This is a genomic window from Streptomyces sp. NPDC003011 (assembly GCF_053591515.1).
This window is the reverse complement of record NZ_JBSFTY010000001.1, coordinates 231,816-250,897: the sequence shown is the minus strand read 5'-3', so window position 1 is coordinate 250,897 and position 19,082 is coordinate 231,816. Positions and strand designations below refer to the sequence as shown.

The 19,082-nt window shown below is 73.3% G+C and carries 18 protein-coding genes; 8 read left to right on the top strand and 10 right to left on the bottom strand.

Features of this window, described 5'->3' with window-relative positions; genetic code table 11:
- Positions 1 to 17: 17 nt before the first annotated feature.
- From ACWD0J_RS01135 to ACWD0J_RS01125, 3 genes are all read right to left on the bottom strand, one after another.
- On the bottom strand, positions 18 to 965 hold the full coding sequence (locus ACWD0J_RS01135; protein ID WP_451493591.1) for an aminoglycoside phosphotransferase family protein: 948 nt from the start codon (positions 963 to 965) through the stop codon (positions 18 to 20).
- A 125-nt stretch (positions 966 to 1,090) separates the two neighbouring features.
- The gene (locus tag ACWD0J_RS01130; protein ID WP_451493590.1) at positions 1,091 to 2,071 is read right to left on the bottom strand and encodes a zinc-binding dehydrogenase; all 981 of its coding nucleotides are present in this window, start codon (positions 2,069 to 2,071) and stop codon (positions 1,091 to 1,093) included.
- Positions 2,072 to 2,120: 49 nt separating this feature from the next.
- Positions 2,121 to 3,281: an FAD-dependent oxidoreductase gene (locus ACWD0J_RS01125; RefSeq protein WP_451493589.1), complete on the bottom strand. Its 1,161-nt coding sequence runs from the start codon at positions 3,279 to 3,281 to the stop codon at positions 2,121 to 2,123.
- A gap of 143 nt (positions 3,282 to 3,424) precedes the next feature.
- Here ACWD0J_RS01125 and ACWD0J_RS01120 point away from each other — a divergent pair, with 143 nt between their 5' ends.
- Complete coding sequence (locus tag ACWD0J_RS01120) at positions 3,425 to 4,174, top strand: pentapeptide repeat-containing protein (protein WP_451493588.1); 750 nt, start codon at positions 3,425 to 3,427, stop codon at positions 4,172 to 4,174.
- Between the two features lie 48 nt (positions 4,175 to 4,222).
- Here the strand turns inward: ACWD0J_RS01120 and ACWD0J_RS01115 are convergent, their stop codons facing one another.
- Positions 4,223 to 4,723: a hypothetical protein gene (locus tag ACWD0J_RS01115; RefSeq protein WP_451493587.1), complete on the bottom strand. Its 501-nt coding sequence runs from the start codon at positions 4,721 to 4,723 to the stop codon at positions 4,223 to 4,225.
- 41 nt (positions 4,724 to 4,764) lie between these two features.
- Here ACWD0J_RS01115 and ACWD0J_RS01110 point away from each other — a divergent pair, with 41 nt between their 5' ends.
- On the top strand, positions 4,765 to 6,204 hold the full coding sequence (locus tag ACWD0J_RS01110; protein ID WP_451493586.1) for a M1 family metallopeptidase: 1,440 nt from the start codon (positions 4,765 to 4,767) through the stop codon (positions 6,202 to 6,204).
- Between the two features lie 34 nt (positions 6,205 to 6,238).
- On the opposite strand, the gene ACWD0J_RS01105 is transcribed toward ACWD0J_RS01110, so the two are convergent.
- A complete protein-coding gene (locus ACWD0J_RS01105) occupies positions 6,239 to 7,183 on the bottom strand; it encodes a GNAT family N-acetyltransferase (RefSeq protein WP_451493585.1) in 945 nt (314 codons plus the stop codon).
- Between the two features lie 194 nt (positions 7,184 to 7,377).
- The gene (locus ACWD0J_RS01100) at positions 7,378 to 7,953 is read right to left on the bottom strand and encodes a TerD family protein (protein WP_451493584.1); all 576 of its coding nucleotides are present in this window, start codon (positions 7,951 to 7,953) and stop codon (positions 7,378 to 7,380) included.
- Positions 7,954 to 8,115: 162 nt separating this feature from the next.
- On the opposite strand from ACWD0J_RS01100, the gene arfB reads away from it, so the two are divergent.
- On the top strand, positions 8,116 to 8,553 hold the full coding sequence (arfB, locus tag ACWD0J_RS01095; protein WP_451493583.1) for an alternative ribosome rescue aminoacyl-tRNA hydrolase ArfB: 438 nt from the start codon (positions 8,116 to 8,118) through the stop codon (positions 8,551 to 8,553).
- Between the two features lie 47 nt (positions 8,554 to 8,600).
- Here arfB and ACWD0J_RS01090 read toward each other — a convergent pair whose 3' ends face one another.
- Positions 8,601 to 9,125, bottom strand: a complete 525-nt coding sequence (locus ACWD0J_RS01090; protein WP_451493642.1) for a flavin reductase family protein — start codon at positions 9,123 to 9,125, stop codon at positions 8,601 to 8,603.
- A gap of 433 nt (positions 9,126 to 9,558) precedes the next feature.
- Between ACWD0J_RS01090 and cdgB the strand changes: the two genes are divergently transcribed.
- Both cdgB and ACWD0J_RS01080 read left to right on the top strand, forming a co-directional pair.
- Positions 9,559 to 11,211, top strand: coding sequence for a diguanylate cyclase CdgB (cdgB, locus tag ACWD0J_RS01085; protein WP_451493582.1), 1,653 nt, complete (start codon positions 9,559 to 9,561; stop codon positions 11,209 to 11,211).
- 119 nt (positions 11,212 to 11,330) lie between these two features.
- Positions 11,331 to 12,290 (top strand): carbohydrate-binding protein, encoded by a 960-nt coding sequence (locus tag ACWD0J_RS01080; RefSeq protein ID WP_451493581.1) that lies wholly within the window; start codon positions 11,331 to 11,333, stop codon positions 12,288 to 12,290.
- A 163-nt stretch (positions 12,291 to 12,453) separates the two neighbouring features.
- Here ACWD0J_RS01080 and nagA read toward each other — a convergent pair whose 3' ends face one another.
- Positions 12,454 to 13,665, bottom strand: coding sequence for an N-acetylglucosamine-6-phosphate deacetylase (gene nagA, locus ACWD0J_RS01075; protein ID WP_451493580.1), 1,212 nt, complete (start codon positions 13,663 to 13,665; stop codon positions 12,454 to 12,456).
- Positions 13,665 to 14,675, bottom strand: coding sequence for an ROK family protein (locus ACWD0J_RS01070; protein ID WP_451493579.1), 1,011 nt, complete (start codon positions 14,673 to 14,675; stop codon positions 13,665 to 13,667). Before ACWD0J_RS01070 ends, nagA begins: the two co-directional genes overlap by 1 nt.
- Before the next feature lie 144 nt (positions 14,676 to 14,819).
- On the opposite strand from ACWD0J_RS01070, the gene ACWD0J_RS01065 reads away from it, so the two are divergent.
- The 3 genes from ACWD0J_RS01065 (at position 14,820) to otsB (ending at position 17,633) form a co-directional block, all read left to right on the top strand.
- Entirely contained in the window at positions 14,820 to 16,064 is a 1,245-nt protein-coding gene (locus ACWD0J_RS01065) for an ABC transporter substrate-binding protein (protein WP_451493578.1), read from the top strand.
- A 44-nt stretch (positions 16,065 to 16,108) separates the two neighbouring features.
- Positions 16,109 to 16,345 carry a DUF3263 domain-containing protein gene (locus tag ACWD0J_RS01060; protein ID WP_451493577.1) on the top strand — a complete coding sequence of 79 codons (237 nt, stop codon included), beginning with the start codon at positions 16,109 to 16,111 and terminating at the stop codon, positions 16,343 to 16,345.
- Positions 16,346 to 16,766: 421 nt separating this feature from the next.
- Entirely contained in the window at positions 16,767 to 17,633 is an 867-nt protein-coding gene (otsB, locus tag ACWD0J_RS01055) for a trehalose-phosphatase (protein ID WP_451493576.1), read from the top strand.
- 48 nt (positions 17,634 to 17,681) lie between these two features.
- Here the strand turns inward: otsB and ACWD0J_RS01050 are convergent, their stop codons facing one another.
- Positions 17,682 to 19,082 carry an alpha,alpha-trehalose-phosphate synthase (UDP-forming) gene (locus ACWD0J_RS01050; protein ID WP_451493575.1) on the bottom strand — a complete coding sequence of 467 codons (1,401 nt, stop codon included), beginning with the start codon at positions 19,080 to 19,082 and terminating at the stop codon, positions 17,682 to 17,684.

Here is a 19,082-nt window from a genome sequence, read left to right as displayed (position 1 = left end):
GAAGCCCAGGTCAGGCGTCATCTGACCTGGGCTTCCCCCTGTCGGTCGCCGTGCCGGCGCAGGCGCCTGGCGATCTCCAGTCGCTCCGTGTCCAGGGGGCGGCCGTCCTTGATCTCCCACAGGCCGTTCTGGAGGACCCGGCCGAGGGTCCAGGCGCGGGCGCGGGCGCGTTCCAGGCCGAGGACGTCCGTCATGGCGTCGAAGCGCCAGGTGATCTCGGCGGGGTCGAAGCGGTTGCGGAGGGCGGGGAGGAGGTCGAAGCCCGGGTCGCCGGCCAGGGGTTTGGGGTCGATGGCGAGCCAGGGGGCGCGGTCGGCGGCGAGGACGTTCCCGTAGTGGAGGTCCCAGTGCGGGAGGCGGTCGCCGGGCTCGGCGGCGACTTCGCGTACGGCGGCGGCGCAGTCGGCGAGCAGGTGGCGTTCCCCGGGGTCGGGAACGTGCTTCAGGGCCCCGGGGGCCCGGTCGAGCATGGTCCGGGCGAGGTCGCCGAGGCGGCGCAGGCCGGGTGGGGCCGGTGTCGCGGTGAGGCGGGCGAGCAGGCGGGCGATGACCAGGACGGCCGCGCGGGAGTCGGGGACGCGGGACAGGGGGCGCGTGGGGTCCAGGCGTTCCAGGAGCATGGTGCCGGTGGTCTCGTCGTGGTCGAGGAGGCGTACCGCCGCGTCGCCGTTCCACCGGCGCAGGGCGACGGGTTCGCCCGCGCTCTCGTCGTCGGGGAGCTGGAGCTTCAGGACGGCGGGGGTGCCGTCGGGGCGGACGACGGGGACGACGAGGGCGCACACGCCGTGCAGCGGCGGTCCGTCGACGCGTAGGGTCCACCGCTCCAGGAAGCCGGCGGTCAGGGCGGGCAGTCCGGCGATGAAGGCGCGGCCCGCCGCTCCGTTGTACGTCGCCTGGGCCGCCGCGAGCTCCTCCGGGATGCCGATCATTTGCCGGACCCTACCGGCGTGCGCGGACCGGTTCATGGGTGCGGACCGGGGTTGGCGGTGTCCGCGCGCGGGTGCCGTCCGGCGTGCGTCCCAGGGGGAGGGTCTTGGCCCCTGTGGGTGAACGCCCGGGTCCCGTCGCGGTCGGGACGGCGGGGTCCTGGTCATGGCTCCAGCACCACCTTCCCGGTCGTGCCGCGGGTCTCCAGGGCCCGGTGTGCGGCGGCCGCCCCGGCGAGCGGGAAGCGCTGGACGGCGGGGGTGAGGCGGCCCGCGGCGGCCTCGGTGAGGGCACGCAGTTCCAGGGTGCGCACGGGGTGGGGGCCGCCGGCCTTCCGCATCATCACGGGGCCGAGGACCTGCTCGGAGACACCGTCGACGAGGTGGGGCGTGCCGTCCTTGAGGCCCTCTCCCGACCAGCCGAAGACGATATGCCTGCCGCCGGGACCGAGCAGGGCGACGGTCTCCCGGGCGATGTCGCCGCCGACGCCGTCGAAGACGACGGTGGCGCTGCGGCCGCCCAGGTAGGCGCGCACCGTCTCGGGCCAGGCCGGGTCCGTGTAGTCGACGGCGAGGTCGGCGCCGTTCGCCCGGACGCGGGCCGTCTTCCCGGGCCCGCCCGCGAGGCCGACGACGGTGGCGCCCGCGTTCCTGGCGTACTGCACGAGCAGGGTGCCGATGCCGCCGGCGGCGGCCGGGATCACGGCCACCGCGTCCGGGCCGAGTGCGGCGAACTGGAGGATCCCCATCGCCGTACGGCCGGTGCCGATCATGGCGACGGCCTGGGCGGAGTCGAGGCTGTCCGGGGTCTCGTGGACGCGCTCGACATCGACGACGGCGAGTTCGGCGTAGCCGCCCGGGGCGAACCCGAGGTGGGCGACCACGCGTCTGCCGAGCCACCGGCCGGCGACGCCGTCCCCGAGCGACTCGACGGTGCCGGCGACCTCGCGGCCGGGGATCGTGGGCAGGACCGGCGGCTCGGGCAGGGGACCCCGCATGCCCTCGCGCAGGGCGGCGTCCAGGAGATGGACTCCGGCCGCCTCCACGGCGATACGGACCTGGCCGGGGCCCGGCACCGGGTCCTCGGCCCGCTCGTAGGCGAGGTTCTCGGCCGGGCCGAAGGCGTGCAGGCGGATGGCGTGCATGGGGTCCCCTTGGTGACCGGTGTCGTCTGCCGGACCCCACTGTTCGACCTCAAGCATGCTTGAGGTCAAGGGTGTGGCGGCCGAGGGCCAGTGACACCGCGGTGCGGGCGCTGGTGAAGGAGACCTCGGACAGCACACCGGGGGCGGCGACCTGGTCACCGGCGAGCCAGACACCGTCGCCGCGGTCGATCGCGGGCCGGTCGCGCCAGCTCGTGCCCGGCAGGTCGACGGCACCGGTACGGCCGTTCGCGACCGCCTCGCGCCGCCAGGTGACGCGCTCGCGCCAGTCCTCGAAGGCGAGGCCGAGGAGCTGCTCGGCGCGGGCGATGCCGTCGGCCCTCGTCTCGTGCGGGGCGATCGGGATCTGTCCCTGGACGAGCTGCTCGCCCGCGGGCGCCAGGGACCGGTCCTGGGCCGTGAAGCGTTCGAGCCAGCCCGGGGAGTCGAGGTCGGAGACGGCGAAGGCGTCCCCGCGCCGGGTGCGCAGGGCGAGGTCGATGAGAACCGTACGGCCGCTCGGCCAGGTCAGGGTGGAGTCGCCGAGGAGGTGGCGGGCGGCGTCGAGGGAGGTGGCGACGACGACGGGGGTGCCGGTGGGCACGCTGTCGACGCGGGCCAGGGTCTCCACGCGCACCCCGAGGTTCCACGCCCGCGCCGCCATCCGGTCGACGAGAGAGCCCCAGCCGCCGCGCGGCCAGTGGGCCTCGGGCGGGAGCTTGGTGGCGCGGCGCAGGCGCTCCTGCACGAACGCGGCGGACAGGGAGCCCGGGTCGTGGTGGAAGAGGGCGACGGCGGAGTAGTGGGCGGCGGCCCGGGCGCCCTCCTCGCCCGCCTGCCCGGTCGCCCAGGTCAGGAAGTCGACGTCGACGGGCGCCTGCCGGGCACCGCGGCGCAGCAGCTTGAGCATGGCGAGCGGCGGGGTGCGGCGCAGCACGCCCCGGTACCGCAGCCGCAGGCGGGCCGCCTCCAGCGGGGGGAGGGGCGCGAGCGGCCCGATCAGGCCGCGCTGCTTGAGCCAGGTCCAGTGCGGGCCGCCGTTGTACAGGGCGTGCGGTCCGTCGTTCGTCCGGTACGGCCCTTCGGCGGTCCGGGCCCGCCCGCCGAGCGTGTGACGGGCTTCGTACAGGGTGACCTTGGCGCCCGCCTCGGCCGCGGTGATGGCCGCGGTCAGTCCGGCGAAGCCGCCGCCGATGACGGTGATGCGGTGCATGTCCGGGATCTCCCTCGGGTCGGGGTCGGGGTCGGGGTGGTGGCCTTTCCGGGAGTACGACCGAGGCAGTGCGCCGGAATGTGACATCGGCGGTGTTTTCGCAGGTGACGGCGATTGTCAGTGGCGGGGTGCAGCATGGGCGGATGGTGAGGCGAGCGGTGGGCGGGAGTGGTGGGACCGGCGGGACCGGCAGGGGCGCTGGTTCCGGTGGAGCCGGCGGTTCCTTCCGGGCGGGCGGGGCCGGTGTGAAGGCGGCCCGGCGGCCGGAGGTGCGGCTGCCGCCGCTGGAGCCGTACGGCGGCGGGGGACTGGAGCCGGACGGGGACTACGACGGGCTGGAGTTCCGGGAGGCGGACTTCGCCGGGCAGGACGGCGGGGGTGCCCGGTTCATGGACTGCGCGCTGACGGGGTGCGCGCTGGATGAGACCCGGCTGACGCGTGCGCGCGTCCTGGACTCGGTCCTCACCGGCCCGCGAGGCGTGGGCACCGACCTCGGGGAGGCGACGCTGCGGGACGTCGAGGTGACCGATGCCCGCATGGGCGGGGTCCAGTTGCACGGGGCGGTCCTGGAGCGGGTCCTGATCCGCGGCGGCAAGATCGACTACCTGAATCTGCGCTCGGCCCGGCTCAGGGACGTCGTCTTCGAGGGCTGTGTCCTGGTCGAGCCGGACTTCGGGAGCGCCCGGCTGGAGCGGGTGGAGTTCGCGGGCTGCGTGCTGAAGGGGGTGGACCTGACCGCGGCGACCCTGAAGGACGTCGACCTGCGCGGGGTCGCCTCGCTGGAGATCGCGCGGGGCGTGGACCGCTTGGCGGGGGCGGTGATCAGTCCCACGCAACTGCTGGACCTGGCGCCGGTGCTGGCGGGGGCGCTGGGGATCAGGGTGGAGGGGTGACGGAACCCCGCAGCGCGGCTCGCTGCCGCCGAGCCCGTCCGCTCGGACTCACGACACCCGGGGGAAGCGGGCCTGAAGTGTCCAGATCGCCGGGTTCTCGCCCAGGTCGTCGTGCAGGTCGACCAGGTCGGCGATCAGGTCGTGCAGGAAGTCCCGTGCCTCGCGGCGCAGTTCGGCGTGGGAGAAGGTCAGCGGGGGCTCCTCCGCCGGCATCCAGTCCGACTCGATGTCCACCCAGCCGAAGCGGCGCTCGAAGAGCATCCGGTCCGTCGACTCCGTGAAGTCCAGTTCCGCACGCTGCGGGCGGGCGGCGCGGGAGCCCGCCGGGTCCCGGTCGATCCGCTCCACGATGTCGCACAGCGCCCACGCGAAGTCGAGCACCGGCACCCATCCCCAGGCTGTGGACAGTTCCCGGTCCTTCTCGGTGTCGGCGAGGTAGACGTCACCGCAGAACAGGTCGTGGCGCAGGGTGTGGACGTCCGCGCGGCGGTAGTCGGTCTGCGGGGGGTCGGGGAAGCGGTTGGAGAGGGCGTAGCCGATGTCGAGCACGTACGCGATGGTGTCACGCGGGTCCTCGTAGGATCACTGCCGTGTCCCGATCCGCACCGGTCGTCCCGGCCCGCGCGTCCCTCCTCCTCGCGCTCGGCGCCCTCACCCTGACCGCGTGCGGCGGGGGAGTCGACGGCACCCCCGGCGGCTCCGGTGTCCGCGACCCGTACTTCCCGAAGGCGGGCAACGGCGGCTACGACGTCACCCACTACGACCTCGCCCTCGCCTACGACCCCGGTTCCCGCCGGCTCACCGGCCGGGCCACCCTCACCGCCCGCGCCACCCAGGACCTCTCCGCGTTCGACCTCGACCTCCAGGGCCTGGACGTCGGCGAGGTCGCCGTGGACGGCCGGGACGCCCGCTGGAACCGCACCGGTCAGGAACTGACCGTGCGCCCGCGGGACGAACTGGACGAGGACGAGACGTTCCGCGTCACCGTCCGCTACTCCGGCACCCCGGAGGCGATCACCGACCCGGACGGCTCGCGGGAGGGCTGGCTGCGCACGGCCGACGGGGCACTGGCCCTCGGCGAGCCCACCGGTTCCATGGCGTGGTTCCCCGGCAGCCACCACCCCTCGGACAAGGCGGCGTACGACCTCGCGGTGACCGTGCCGCAGGGCCTGACGGCCGTCTCCAACGGGGAGCCGACGGGCCGGACGACCAGCGGCGGCCGTACGACGTACACCTGGCACACCGCCGAACCCATGGCGAGCCACGTCACCACCCTCGCCGTCGGCCGCTACGCCGTCACCCGCTACGACCTGGAGCGCTCTGCCCCGGCCTCCGCCCCGGGCCCCGCCTCCCGCCTGCCCGTGTACGTCGCCGTCGACCCGGCCGAGGCGGAGGCGAGCCGGGAGGTGCTGGCGCGGATCCCGGAGATCATGCGGTGGGCCGAGGAGGCCTTCGGTCCGTACCCCTTCTCCTCCACCGGGGCGATCGTCGACCGCGAGGGCGACGCCGGGTACGCCCTGGAGACCCAGAACCGGCCCGTCTTCCCCGGCGCCCCCGACACCGCGACCCTCGTCCACGAACTCGCCCACCAGTGGTACGGCAACTCGGTCACACCGAAGACCTGGCGGGACATGTGGCTCAACGAGGGCTTCGCGACGTACGCGGAGTGGCTGTGGACGGAGGACCACGGCGGCGACAGCGCCCAGCGGACCTTCGACGCCCTCCACGACCACGGCGAGGACGTCTACGAGGACCTCTGGTCGTTCCCGCCCGCGAAGCCGGCGAGCGCCGCGCACCTCTCCGGCAGCCCGGTCTACCAGCGCGGCGCGATGGTCCTGCACCTGATTCGCCGGACCGTGGGCGACACCGCCTTCCGCACCCTCCTGCGCGACTGGGCCACCGCGCACCGCCACGGCAACGCCGGCACCGCGGACTTCACGGCGTTCGTGGAGAGGCGGGCCCCCGGCAAGGACTTCGACGTGATCTGGACGGACTGGCTGTACGGGGAGGGGAGGCCGGCGCGCGGCTGAGTCCGGCAGGACCCGCCGGCACCGATGTCTGCCGTCACGGGTGCAACTCGTCCAGCAGCCGGGCCAGTCCGGGCGGCCACACCGGTTCCGGGGGTTCGGCGAGTTCGTCACGGGTCCACCAGCGCCAGGCGAGGATGCCCTCCTCGGTCCGCAGCGCGGTCGGGCCGGGGCCGCTCGGAGGGCGGTGGGGACCGTGGGCGACGTAGATGTGGTCGTGCCGGCGGACGGGGACGCCGGCCCGGGTGAAGTCGTGTTCCCAGGTGCACAGGAGGGGGCCGGGTTCGAGGTCCGTCCAGCCGGTCTCCTCGGCGAGTTCCCGCAGGGCACCCGCACGCGGGCTCTCGCCGGGCTCCAGGCCGCCGCCGGGCAGCGCCCAGTGGAAGCCGGCCTCGTCGTTGTCGTAGCGGAAGAGGAAGACCGAGCCGTCGGGGTCCAGCACGGCGATCCGGGCGGCCCGGCGCGGGACGCGCAGCGGCTTGCGCAGCACCGCGCAGGGGCGGCCGCGTGCGCGGTCCGCGCGGTGGCCGATCACCTCGTAGCCGAGGGCCGTCCAGAAGGCGAGGCCCTTCGGGTTGGCGTCGAGGACGGCCAGGCGTACGGCGGCGCGGCCCGCGGCGCGGAAGCGGTCCTCCACAAGGGCGGCCAACCGGCGTCCGTGACCCCGGCGCTGGACGTCCGCCGCCACCATCAGGAGGCCGATCCACGGGTCCGGGTCGGCCGGGTCGGGGTGCCGGCCGAGGGTGACCGCGATCCCGATCAGGCGCCCCTCGCTGCGGGCCAGCAGCACCTCCGCCCCCGGGGTCACCGCCTCCTCGGCCAGCGCGGCCGCCACCTGCTCCGGGCGGATGTCCTGCGGGTCGGGGAAGTCGCCGCTGAGCGCGTGGAAGTCGCGGTTGGCGGCGTAGAGCGCGGTGAGTTCGGTGAGCAGGGGGCCCGGGATGTCGCGGCCGGGGGTGAGGGAGAGGGGCGTGAGGATCACGCGGGCAACCTATCGGCCGGCCGGCGGTGGGATGGCGGGAATACTGGAGCCGTCAGCCGTCAGCCGTCAGCCGTCAGCCGTCAGCCGTCAGCCGTCACGCGGGAGCCGTCACGCGGGGGTTCCCGGTCGGCATGCCGGAGCCCCCGGCCGTCACGACGGTCGGGGGCTCCGGCAGGTTGCCGTGGGACGTCGGATCAGACGTTGACGCCGAAGTCCTGGGCGATGCCGGTCAGGCCCGAGGCGTACCCCTGGCCGACCGCGCGGAACTTCCACTCCGCGCCGTTGCGGTAGAGCTCGCCGAAGACCATCGCCGTCTCCGTGGCCGCGTCCTCGGAGAGGTCGTAGCGGGCGATCTCGGTGCCGCCGTCCTGGTTGACGATGCGGATGTAGGCGTTGCGGACCTGGCCGAAGTTCTGCGAGCGGTTCTCGGCGTCGTAGATCGACACCGGGAAGACGATCTTGTCGACGTCGGCGGGGAGACCCGCCAGGTTGACGTTGATGGCCTCGTCGTCGCCCGCGCCCTCGCCCGTGCGGTTGTCGCCGGTGTGGACGATGGTCTGGTCCGGCGTCTGCTTGTTGTTGAAGAAGACGAAGTGGGCGTCCGAGAAGACCTTGCCCTGCGGATTGACCGCGATCGCGGAGGCGTCGAGGTCGAAGTCCGTGCCGGTGGTGGTGCGGACGTCCCAGCCGAGGCCCACGGTGACGGCGGTCAGGCCCGGAGCCTCCTTGGTGAGCGAGACGTTGCCACCCTTGGACAGGCTTACAGCCATTGTTGGGAGTCCCTTCCCTCGTTGTCTGACGGGCACGAAGCTACAGCTACACCTATGAACGTCGTGCCAGGTGTCCAAGGTTCCCCGTGTCTTTACTTTCTTTACCGAACCGGGGCCGCCCCCGATAAATGGGGGTGACGTGGACCGGTCAGAGGCGGGAACATGGACGGCATGTCCGGGCCCTATCTCATCCGCGGCTCCGTCTCGCTCCCCGAGGCCGAGCTCATGTGGCGTTTCTCGCGGTCGTCGGGGCCGGGCGGTCAGCACGTCAACACCAGCGACTCGCGCGTCGAGCTCCGCTTCGACCTGGCGCGCACCGAGGCCCTGCCCGAGGTGTGGAAGCAGCGGGCGCTGGACAGGCTGGCCGGGCGGCTCGTGGACGGCGTGGTGACCGTCCGCGCCTCCGAGCACCGCTCCCAGTGGCGCAACCGCGAGACCGCCGCGGTACGCCTGGCCGCGCTCCTCGCCGAGGCGACGGCTCCGCCGCCCAAGCCCCGCCGGGCGACCCGCATCCCGCGCGGCATCAACGAACGCCGCCTGCGCGAGAAGAAGCAGCGCTCGGACACCAAGCGGGGACGGACGGGACGCGACTGGGGGTAGGCCGGGTGCCGGCGTCCCCTGTTCTCCCCGCGCGCGCGGTCGTCCCCTCACCCCAACTGCCGGTACCGCCCCCGGAAGTACGTCAGCGGGCCCCCGTCCGCGCTCGGCAGGGAGGCCGTCAGGACGCGGGCGACGACCAGGGTGTGGTCGCCGGCCGGTACGCGTTGCTCGGTGCGGCATTCCAGGGTGGCCAGGGCGCCGCCCACCAGGGGCGCGCCGGTCACCCCGCCGCGGACGTACGGGATGTCCTCGAAGAGGAGACGGTCGCTGATGCGGCCCTTCATGGCGAACCGGCCGGCGATGTGCCGCTGGCTCTCGGACAGCACCGACACCGCCCACAGGGGCTGCTCGTCGAGCAGGTCGTCCATCCGGGAGCCCTCGCGCAGGCTGACCAGTACCAGGGGCGGGTCGAGGGAGACCGACAGGAACGCCGTCGCGGTCATGCCGACGTCCTCGCCGACCGGGGCCTGCGGGTCGTCCGGGTCGAGGGACGCCTCACGTGCGGTCACCAGGACCACCCCTGCGGCCAGCCGGGACATGGCGGCGCGGAACTCGTCGTTGCTCACCCCCACAGCATGCCCGGAGGCGGCGGAGGCGGCGGAGGCGAGGGAGGCGGTGGAGGCGAGGGAGGCAACGGCGGCGGAAGTGACGGAGGGAGTGTCGGGCACGCCCGAAACGCTAATCTCCGCCCCGCACGCACCGCATCGGGCCCCGGGCTGAGCGCGGTCCTAGGACTCGCGGACGAGTCTCCCCGGGTACGGTCGATACCGTCTCCACATCCGCACAAAGTTTGCGTTCAGTAAACGCACAGGGAAAACGCAGAAACCCCACTCAATTGTTCATGTTTCGCTGTGACTTGAGTCACAAGAGGCACTAATTGTTGACCCTGTGTACCGAGTGGGCAGCGCGCTGTGATTCAGTGGCGGGAAGATGCAAGGGCACCACCGACCACAAGCGCCGAACAGAACCCTTGATTCGCTGCGAGGTCTCGGGGGGAGGGCGAGCATGGAGACCGAGTCGGAACCCTACGTCCGTCTTGCGTCCCTGCGACAGCTGCACCAGGTCATGGCCGACATGAACGCGGCCCGCAGCCTGGCCGACACACTGCAGACGGTCGCGGACGGCGTGGTCGCCGCCCTCGGATACGAGCTGGCGTGTGTGAACCTCGTACGCCCCGACGGCGACCTCGTGGTCGCCGCCTTCGCGGGCAACTCCGCGGCCGAGGCACTGATCACCGGCCGGGTCGGCTCGCGGGAGTCCTGGGAGCGCCGGCTGAGCATGGGGGAACACTGGGGCGGCCTGGTGTTCATCCCGCACACCGAGGGCTGGGTCCTCGACGACGACGACGTACCGCAGTGGTACACCGACGGTCCCGCGCCCCGCTTCGAGGACGAGTGGCACCCCTCCGACCGGCTCTTCGCGCCCATGTACACCTCGGGCCTCCAGGGCGCCGCGAGCGGTGAACTCATCGGAGTGCTGTCCGTGGACCGGCCGCGCAACGGCCGCAGGCCGGGCGCGTGGGGACGCGAAGCGCTCCAGATGTACACGTTCCAGGCCGCCATCGCGATCAGCAACGCGCGTCTGCGCGCCAACATGCAGCGCGCACTGGTCAGGCTCGAAAGGGAGCAGCAGGCCCTGCGTGCCAGCGAGGAAAGCTTCCGGCAGGCCTTCGAGTACGCCCCCTCCGGCATGGCCATCGCCGAGATGGGCGGCGACCAGCACGGCCGGATCCTGCGCACCAACGACGCCCTGTGCCGGCTGCTGGGCCGCCCCGCGTCCGCGATGCGCCGCTACTCGTTCTCCGACCTCGTCCACCCCGAGGACATAGGCACCCTGCTCAGGACCTCCGCCGAGGGCGGCCGGGCCGAACTGCGCCTGGGCCGCCGGGACGGCACGTACGTCTGGGTGCACCTGCGCAACTCCGTCGTCGCCGACGCCGCCGACGGCCCCCGGTTTCTCCTCACGCACGTCGAGGACATCGAGGACCGCAAGCGCCGCGAGCTCCAGCTCGCCCACCGCGCCTCGCACGACGCGCTCACCGGTCTGCCGAACTCCGCCGAGCTGCGCTCCCGGCTCTCCTCGCGCCTGTGCCAGCGGGCCACCGAAGCGGGCGCCCTCGAACCCGTGGACGCGGCCTTCGGCCACCCCGCCCTCGACTCCAACGGCCACGGCTTCGCCTACCCGCCGGGCGTCGAGGCGTTCGACGCCTACGACCACCATGTGCACACCGTCGCCCCCGAGGGGGAGCGCGACGACGGCACCAAGGGGCTCGCGGTCCTCTTCTGCGACCTCGACGGCTTCAAGTCGATCAACGACCGGTTCGGGCACAACGCGGGTGACGCGGTCCTCATCGAGGTCGCCCGGCGGCTGTCCGGCGGCGTCCGCGACGGCGACACGGTGGCCCGGCTCGGCGGCGACGAGTTCGTCGTCCTGGCCGACGGGCTCGGCCGGGCCGACGCCCAGGACCTGGCCGTCCGCCTGCGCAACGAGATCATCCAGCCGATCCGGGTCGACGGCCGGGTCATGCGGGTCGGCGCCAGTTTCGGCATCGGGTGGGCGCACTGCGGGATGACGGCGGACGAGGTGCTGAAGTCGGCCGACGAGCGGATGTACGTAGAGAAACGATCGCGTCCCAAACAGCACAGACGTGCGGGATGAGTCCCAGGTCAGCGAGCTGATGCGATCCGAGTCACCCGTTCGGGCCATGCGGAGCGGGTAGGCTCGGCAGCCTCACCACACGAATCGCATCCGCACGCACCCGCTGAGGAGACCAAGGGATGACGGCCGGCAACAACGGCGCGAGCACGCCCGAGGACGACGACCCGTTCGGCTACCTCTACGCCGACGGACAGGCCAACGGCGCCCAGCCGCCGTCCGGTGGTGGCTACGGCTACCCGAACTCCGTCAACCGGGTGCGGGCCGTCGGCCAGCGGCAGTACGGCCAGCAGGCCCCGGCCGCCGCGACCGCGGCCTACGGCCAGGTCCCGCAGCAGGCCCAGGCCCCCTACGGCCAGTCGAACACGCACTACGCCGCTCCGGAGAGCTTCCCGGGCGGCGCCCCCACCGCCCAGCACGCGCAGCCGTCCTACGGCGGCGGTGGCGGCGGCCGTCGTGGCCCCAACACCAAGGGGCTGCTGATCGGGGCCGTCGCGGTGGTCGCGGCGGTCGTCATCGGCATCGCTGTGGCGATGACGAACGGCAACGACGACGACAGCGCGGGCGGCGACCAGGCGTCCACCGCGCCGACGACCTCCCAGAGCGGCAAGCCGAGCCCGTCGGCGAGCGGCAGCGCGGCCGCCCAGGCGGACCTGCCGGCGACCGACGCCAAGACGCTGCGGCTCGGGGCCGGTGTGGTGACCGCCTCCGACGTCGAGGGCGCCACCGCTGAGGGCGGCGTCTACGTGACCGGGCTGAACCAGGTCGGCTCCGAGGTGACCTGGACCGTCAACGGCATCCCGAAGCAGGGCACCTACACCCTCTTCGCGGACTACAGCGTCCCCGGCAAGGACCAGGAGATGACGCTCACCGTCAACGGCAAGGCGTTCGGCAGCAAGCTGAACCTGGGCAACTTCGCGGGCGCCGGCGAGGGCGACTACGCGAAGGGCTGGACCAAGACGTACGCGTGGCCCACCCTCAACAAGGGCACGAACACGATCTCGATCTCCTGCCAGAACGGCGACAAGTGCGACGTCCTCCTGGACCGGCTGCGGCTGAAGGCCGGGCAGGTCGAGGACTAGCGGCGTCATCGACGGTGGCCGTCCCGACGGCCACCACGTCTCGATGTGCGCCGTCCGTCCGTCCGGCTGGCCGGCCGTCCGGCGAGCCGATCATGCCGAACGGACGGCGGCCGTCCCCGTTTCCCGTTTCCCAGGACAGCCACCGCCTCGACAGCGGGACAGATCACCCCAGTTGGGGATCGACCACCCATGCGCCGCGGCGCATCACGCCCTTGAGGGCGAAGTCGGCGTCCAGGAGGACCAGGTCGGCGTCCTTGCCGGGCTCCAGGGAGCCGACGGTGTCGGACAGGCCCAGCAGCCGGGCCGGGTTGGCGGACAGAGCGGCCACCGCGTCCTCCACCGGCAGGCCGTCGACCGTCACCGCCCGCTGGAAGGCCCGGTCCAGGGTCAGGGTGGAGCCCGCGATCGTGCCGTCCGCGATCAGGCGGGCGACGCCGTCGGCGACCTCGACCTCCAGAGGGCCGAGCCAGTAACGGCCGTCGCCGAAGCCGGCCGCGTCCATCGCGTCCGTGATGAACGCGACCCGGTCCGCGCCCGCGTGGTGGAAGGCCAGCTGGAGCGAGGCGGGGTGCAGATGCGTGCCGTCGTTGATCAGCTCGACCGTGATCCGCTCGTCCTCCAGGAGGGCGGCGATCGGGCCGGGGGAGCGGTGTCCGAGGGCCGGCATCGCGTTGAAGAGGTGGGTGGCGACCGTGGCGCCGGCCTCGATCGCCTCGACCGTCTGCTCGTACGTGGCGTCGGTGTGCCCGATCGCCGCGATCACCCCGTGCTCGGCCAGCAGCCGTACGGAGTCGATGCCGCCGGGCAGCTCGGCGGCGAGCGTGACCATCCTCGCCTGGCCCCGCGCCGCGTCGATCAGCTTGCGCACCTCCGCCGGGTCGGGGTCGCGCAGCAGCTCCTCGGAGTGCGCGCCCTTGCGGCACGGGGAGATGAACGGCCCCTCGAAGTGGATGCCGGCGATCTCACCCTGCTCGGCCAGCTCGGACAGCAGGCCGGCCCGCTGGGCCAGGAAGTCCATGTCGCCGGTGACCGTCGAGGCGACGAGGGTGGTGGTGCCGTGCAGCCGGTGGGTGTGGATGCCCTTGAGGACGTCGTCGACCGTGCCGGAGGTGAAGGAGGCGCCGCCGCCGCCGTGGTTGTGGAGGTCGACGAAGCCGGGGACCAGCCAGTGGCCTTCTACGTTGACGACCTGCGCGTTCTCCGGGGTGGTGCCGGTGATGCGGGTGCCGTCGACGGTGACCTGGCCGGCTTCGACGGTTCCCGTGGGCAGGACCACGTTCGCGCCGGAGAGGACCAGGGGCGCGTCGCGGGCCGCGGGCCGCGGGCTGGATGGAGCTGGTCGCGCAGTTCCCCGCGTCCCTGGGTGGACTGCCATCAGGGGGTTACCTCCGTACGGTCGGTGTGGTCGAGGAGATCCCAGGCCAGCAGTCCGGCACCCAGGCACCCGGCCGTGTCCCCCAGTGCCGCGGGAACGACGGACGGCGGCTTCTGGAAGGTGACGCGCCGCTGGACGGCGTCCCGCAGCGGTGTGAACAGGGTCTCCCCCGCCTCGGCGAGCCCGCCACCGATGATCAGGGTGCGCGGATCCAGCAGGGTGAGCGCGGTGACCAGGCCGTCGGCCAGCGCGTCCACGGCGTCCTGCCAGACGCGTACGGCGTCCGGGTCGCCGGACGCGACGGCCCGCGCACAGTCGGCCGCGTCCGCCCCGGGGTTCCCGCGGGCCGCCGCCCACGCCTCGCTCACCGCCGCCGCGGACGCGTACCGCTCCAGGCAGCCGCGCTGCCCGCACGGACAGGCGGTGCCGCCGGGCCGGACGATGATGTGCCCGATCTCGCCCGCGGAGCCGTGGGCGCCCGCCTCGACCCGGCCGCCGATGCCGATGGCGCCCGCGATGCCGGTGCCCAGCGCCACGAACAGGAAGCGGTCGGCGCCATGGCCGGCGCCGATCCGGCCCTCCGCGAGGCCGCCGGTGCGCACGTCGTGGCCGAGGGCGACCGGAACGCCCAGCCGTTCGCCGAGCAGCGCGCGCAGGGGGACGTCCCGCCAGCCCAGGTTGGCCGCGTAGCCGGCGACCCCCCGCTGCTCGTCGACGATGCCGGGGACGGCCGCCCCGGCCGCCGCGGCGGGCTCGCCGAGGTGGCGGACGCCGTACGCGCGCAGCTCGGCGGCGAAGTCGAGGATGCCGTCGACGACCGCGTCCGGTCCGTGCTCGCGGCCGGTGGCGCGGCGGGCCTGGTGCAGCACGCGGGGCCTCGGGGGTGTGCCCCCGGAAGGGGCGGTGCCCCCGGAAGGGGCGGTGCCCCCGGAAGGGGCGGTGCCGGTCGCCCCGAGCAGGGCGGCCTTCATCCCGGTGCCGCCCACGTCGAGGGCGATGACATGTCTCACAGGGGACAGTGTGACCTGCGGACCCTCAAGAGGTCTAGTCCACTTACGTGGTGTAGACCTTGTCGGGTTATATGTATGACCTTTCGAGAGTTTCGATCAGCGATCTTGGGGCGGTTGGCAGTGCAGCGGCGGCGTGGAACGGGAATGAGCGCGGTGGTGTTCGCGCTGGGCATGACGGCGGTGCTGGGCGGCTGCGGCGTCACCGGGGACTCCGGCGAGGTGACCCTGAAGCTGGTCGCCGCCGACTACGGCGACAGCGCGGCGAACAGCTCCCAGAAGTACTGGGACGCGCTCGTCAAGGAGTACGAGAAGAAGCACGACGGTGTGCGGATCGACGTCACCGTCCACTCCTGGAACGACATCGACCGCGAGGTCAAGAAGATGGTCGACGCCGGTGACGCGCCGGACATGGCACAGATCGGCGCGTACGCCGACTACGCGGCCCAGGACCTCCTCTACGCCGCCGACGAACTGCTCTCCATCCCCACCCAGGCCGACTTCGTGGCCCAGCTCACCGAGGCCGGCCAGGTCAGGGGCGTGCAGTACGGCCTGCCGTTCGCCGCCTCCACCCGCGTGCTCTTCTACAACAAGACCCTCTTCGCCGAGGCCGGCCTCAGCGCGCCGAAGACCTGGGACGATCTGGCCGCCGACGCGAAGGCGCTCAAGGCGGCGGGCGTGACGTACCCGTACGCGCTGCCGCTCGGGCCCGAGGAGGCGCAGGCCGAGACCATGCAGTGGCTGCTCAGCGGCGGGGGCGGCTACACCACGGCCGGCGGCGACTACTCCCTGGACTCCGCGGAGAACATCGCGACGTTCACCTGGCTCAAGGACGACCTCGTCGACAAGGGCCTGACCGGGCCGGTCGCGCCCGGCAGACTCAACCGCGCCGACGCGTTCACCGCGTTCGCGAAGGGGGACGTCGGCATGCTCAACGGGCATCCCTCGCTGATGAGGACGGCCGCCGAGAAGGGCGTGAAGTTCGGCATGGTGCCGATGCCCGGGGTGGACGGTCCCAGCGAGGTGTCCATGGGGGTCGCCGACTGGATGACCGCGTTCAGGAAGAACGGTCACGCCGAGCAGATCGGCGACTTCCTCGACTTCGTGTACGACGAGAAGAACGTGCTCGCCTTCTCGCGGAAGTACGACCTGCTGCCGGTGACCACGTCCGCGTCGCAGGTGATGAGCACGGCGAAGCAGGACGCGGACCTCAAGCCGTTCCTGGACGAGCTGCCCGTCTCCGAGCTGTACCCCGTCGGCCAGACGTCCTGGGCGCAGGTCAGCGCGGACATCAAGCAGCGGATCGGCCAGGCCGTCGCCCCCAACGGCAGCCCGTCGGCCGTCCTGGGCCAGCTGCAGGCGACGGCGTCGGCGGCACAGAGCGCGGAATAGCGGCCCGGTGGTCGGTGTCAGTGGCGGCGGATAGCGTGCCGGACATGGACCAGGAGGAACGGCTCGGCCGACGGGAGCGGGACATTCTCGCGCTGGAACGGCGCGGGTTCGGGGGGCCCGGGGCGAAGGAGCGGGCGATACGGGAGGAGCTGGGGCTGGCGCCGGTGCGCTACTACCAGCTGCTGAACGCGCTGCTGGACGACGAGAGGGCGCTGGCATTCGACCCGGTGACGGTGAACCGGTTGCGGCGGGTCCGGGAGGCGCGGCGGGGCGAGCGCTGACGGTTTTCGCGCCGGTGCGGCGGTGTCCCTCGGGGCTCCGCCCCCGTCCCCCGCTCCCTCCGGCACCCGGCGCCCGTCCCTGAGGGCTCCGCCCCAGCCCCCGGCTTGTCCGGCACCCGGCGCCGGTCCCCCCGTCCCTGGGGGCTCCGCCCCCAGACCCCCGGCCTATGCCCACCCACCACCCGACTCGGTGGGTCGAGAGGTGCTGGGGGGGGTGATGCGCGTCCGGTGTTCGGCCGCCGCCCGACTCGGTGGGGCGTGAGCTGGTGTGGAGGCCGATGCGCGCCTGGTGTTCGGCCGCCGCACGACTCGGTGGGTCGAGAGGTGCTGGGGGGCGATGCGCGTCCGGTGTTCGGTCGTCGGCCGAGTCGGTGGGGTGTGCGGGGGGAATGCTTGGCTGGTTCGTGGATAGGGTCGGGCTATGGGTAGCCATGAGACGTACTCCGCGGAAGCCGCAGCTTCGCTCCCGGTTCCGGTTCCCGTGACGGACGCGGGGCGGGAGGGGCTGGAGGCCATCCTCAGCCGGCCGGAGCGTGCGGTGATCGCGCTCGACTTCGACGGGACGCTCGCGCCGATCGTGGCGGACCCGGAGCAGGCCCGCCCGCACCCGGACGCGGTGCCCGCGCTCGCCGCGCTCGCGCCGAAGGTCGCCGCCGTCGCCGTGGTCACCGGCCGGCCGCCCGCCGTCGCGGTGCGCAACGGCGGCTTCGCGGGTGTCCCGGGCCTGGAACACCTCGTCGTCCTCGGCCACTACGGCGCCGAGCGCTGGGAGGCCGGCACCGTCAGCGCCCCCGCCCCGCATCCCGGTGTGGCCGCCGCCCGCGCCGAACTGCCCGGCCTCCTGGACCGGGCCGGCGCCTGGCAGGGCACCTGGATCGAGGAGAAGGGCCGCGCGATCGCCGTCCACACCCGCCGGGCCGCCGATCCGCAGGCCGCCTTCGAGGCCCTGCGCGCCCCGCTCACCGACCTGGCCGCCCGGCACGGCCTGATCGTCGAGCCGGGCCGGATGGTCCTCGAACTCCGTCCGCCCGGCATGGACAAGGGCGTCGCCCTCCTCGACTACGCCCGCGAACTCTCCGCCGGGTCCGTCCTGTACGCCGGTGACGACCTCGGCGACCTCCCCGCCTTCGCCGCCGTCGACACCCTCCGCTCCCAGGGCACCCCGGGCCTGCTGGTGTGCAGCGGCAACGACGAGGTCACCGAGGTGCGGGAACGGGCGGACGTGGTGGTCGACGGCCCGCAGGGGGTCGTGGGACTCCTGCGGGCCCTGGCGGAGCGGATCACCTAAAGGCTCGTCAGCAAGCCCGTCCGGCGCTTGAGGACGGGGCGGGAGAGATCAGGCCCTCAGCGCCGACAGCTGCTCCAGGAACCACTGCGCAGGCGGCAGCGCGGTCGCCGCCGCCGCCAGCCGCTTCGTCCGCTCCGCCCGCTCGCCGACCGGCATCACCAGCGCCTCGTGCAGCGCCTCGGCCGTCGCGACCACGTCGTACGGGTTGACGGCGATCGCGTCCTCGCCCAGCTCCTCGAACGCCCCCGCCTCCCGCGACAGCACCAGCGCGCACCCCTCGTCGGAGACCACCGGCACCTCCTTCGCGACGAGGTTCATCCCGTCCCGGATGGGGTTGACCAGGGCCACGTCCGCCAGCCGGTAGGCCGCCAGCGAGCGCGCGAAGTCGTCCTTGACGTGCAGCACGACCGGCGTCCAGTCCGGCGTCCCGTACCGGGCGTTGATGTCCTCCGCCAGCCGCTGCACCTGAGCCGTGTACTCCCGGTACACCTCCAGATCCTGCCGCGACGGGTAGGCGAACGCGACGTGCACCACCCGCTCGCGCCACTCGGGACGGTCCTGAAGCAGCTGCCGGAAGGCCAGCATCCCGCGCACGATGTTCTTCGACAGCTCGGTCCGGTCGACCCGGACGATCGCCTTGCGCGCGCCGCCGCCGGGAGCCGTGCCGATCTCCTTCCGCAGCGCCGCCATCCGCTCGTCCACGTCGCTCTCGTGCGCCCGCTCGCGCAGGAAGTCCGCGTCGGCGCCGAGCCCGTGCACCCCGATCCGGGTGCCCCCGAGCCCTCCGGCGAACTGCTCCGCGCACGCGGTGAACGCGTCCGCCCAGCGGTGGGTGAGGAAGCCCAGCCGGTCCGCGCCGAGCATGCCGCGCAGCACCTGGCCGGCGATGTCGTCCGGCAGCATCCGGAAGTACTCCGGCGGCGCCCACGGCGTATGGGAGAAGTGTCCGATCCGCAGGTCCGGGCGCAGCTCGCGGAGCATGCCCGGGACCAGCGTCAGGTGGTAGTCCTGCACCACGACCGCAGCGCCCTCGGCCGCCTCCTGGGCCAGCGCCTCGGCGAACGCGCGGTTGTACGTCTCGTACGACGCCCACTGGCGCCGGAACTCCGCGTCGAAGACCGGCTCCAGCGGGGTCTGGTACAGCATGTGGTGGACGAACCACAGCGCCGAGTTGGCGATGCCGTTGTACGCGTCGGCGTGTACGTCGGCGGGGATGTCGAGCATGCGGACGCCCTGCTCGCCGACCCCGCGCCGGACCGCCTCGCGGTCGCCGTCCCCGAGCGCCGAGCACACCCACAGCGCGCCGGCGTCGGGGCCGATGGCGGACAGTCCGGAGACCAGCCCGCCACCACCCCGCCTGGCGTGGAGCGAGCCGTCCTCGCGAACCTCGTACGAAACCGGGCCGCGGTTGGACGCGACCAGTACTGCAGCACCGTGCGTTGAAGCCAT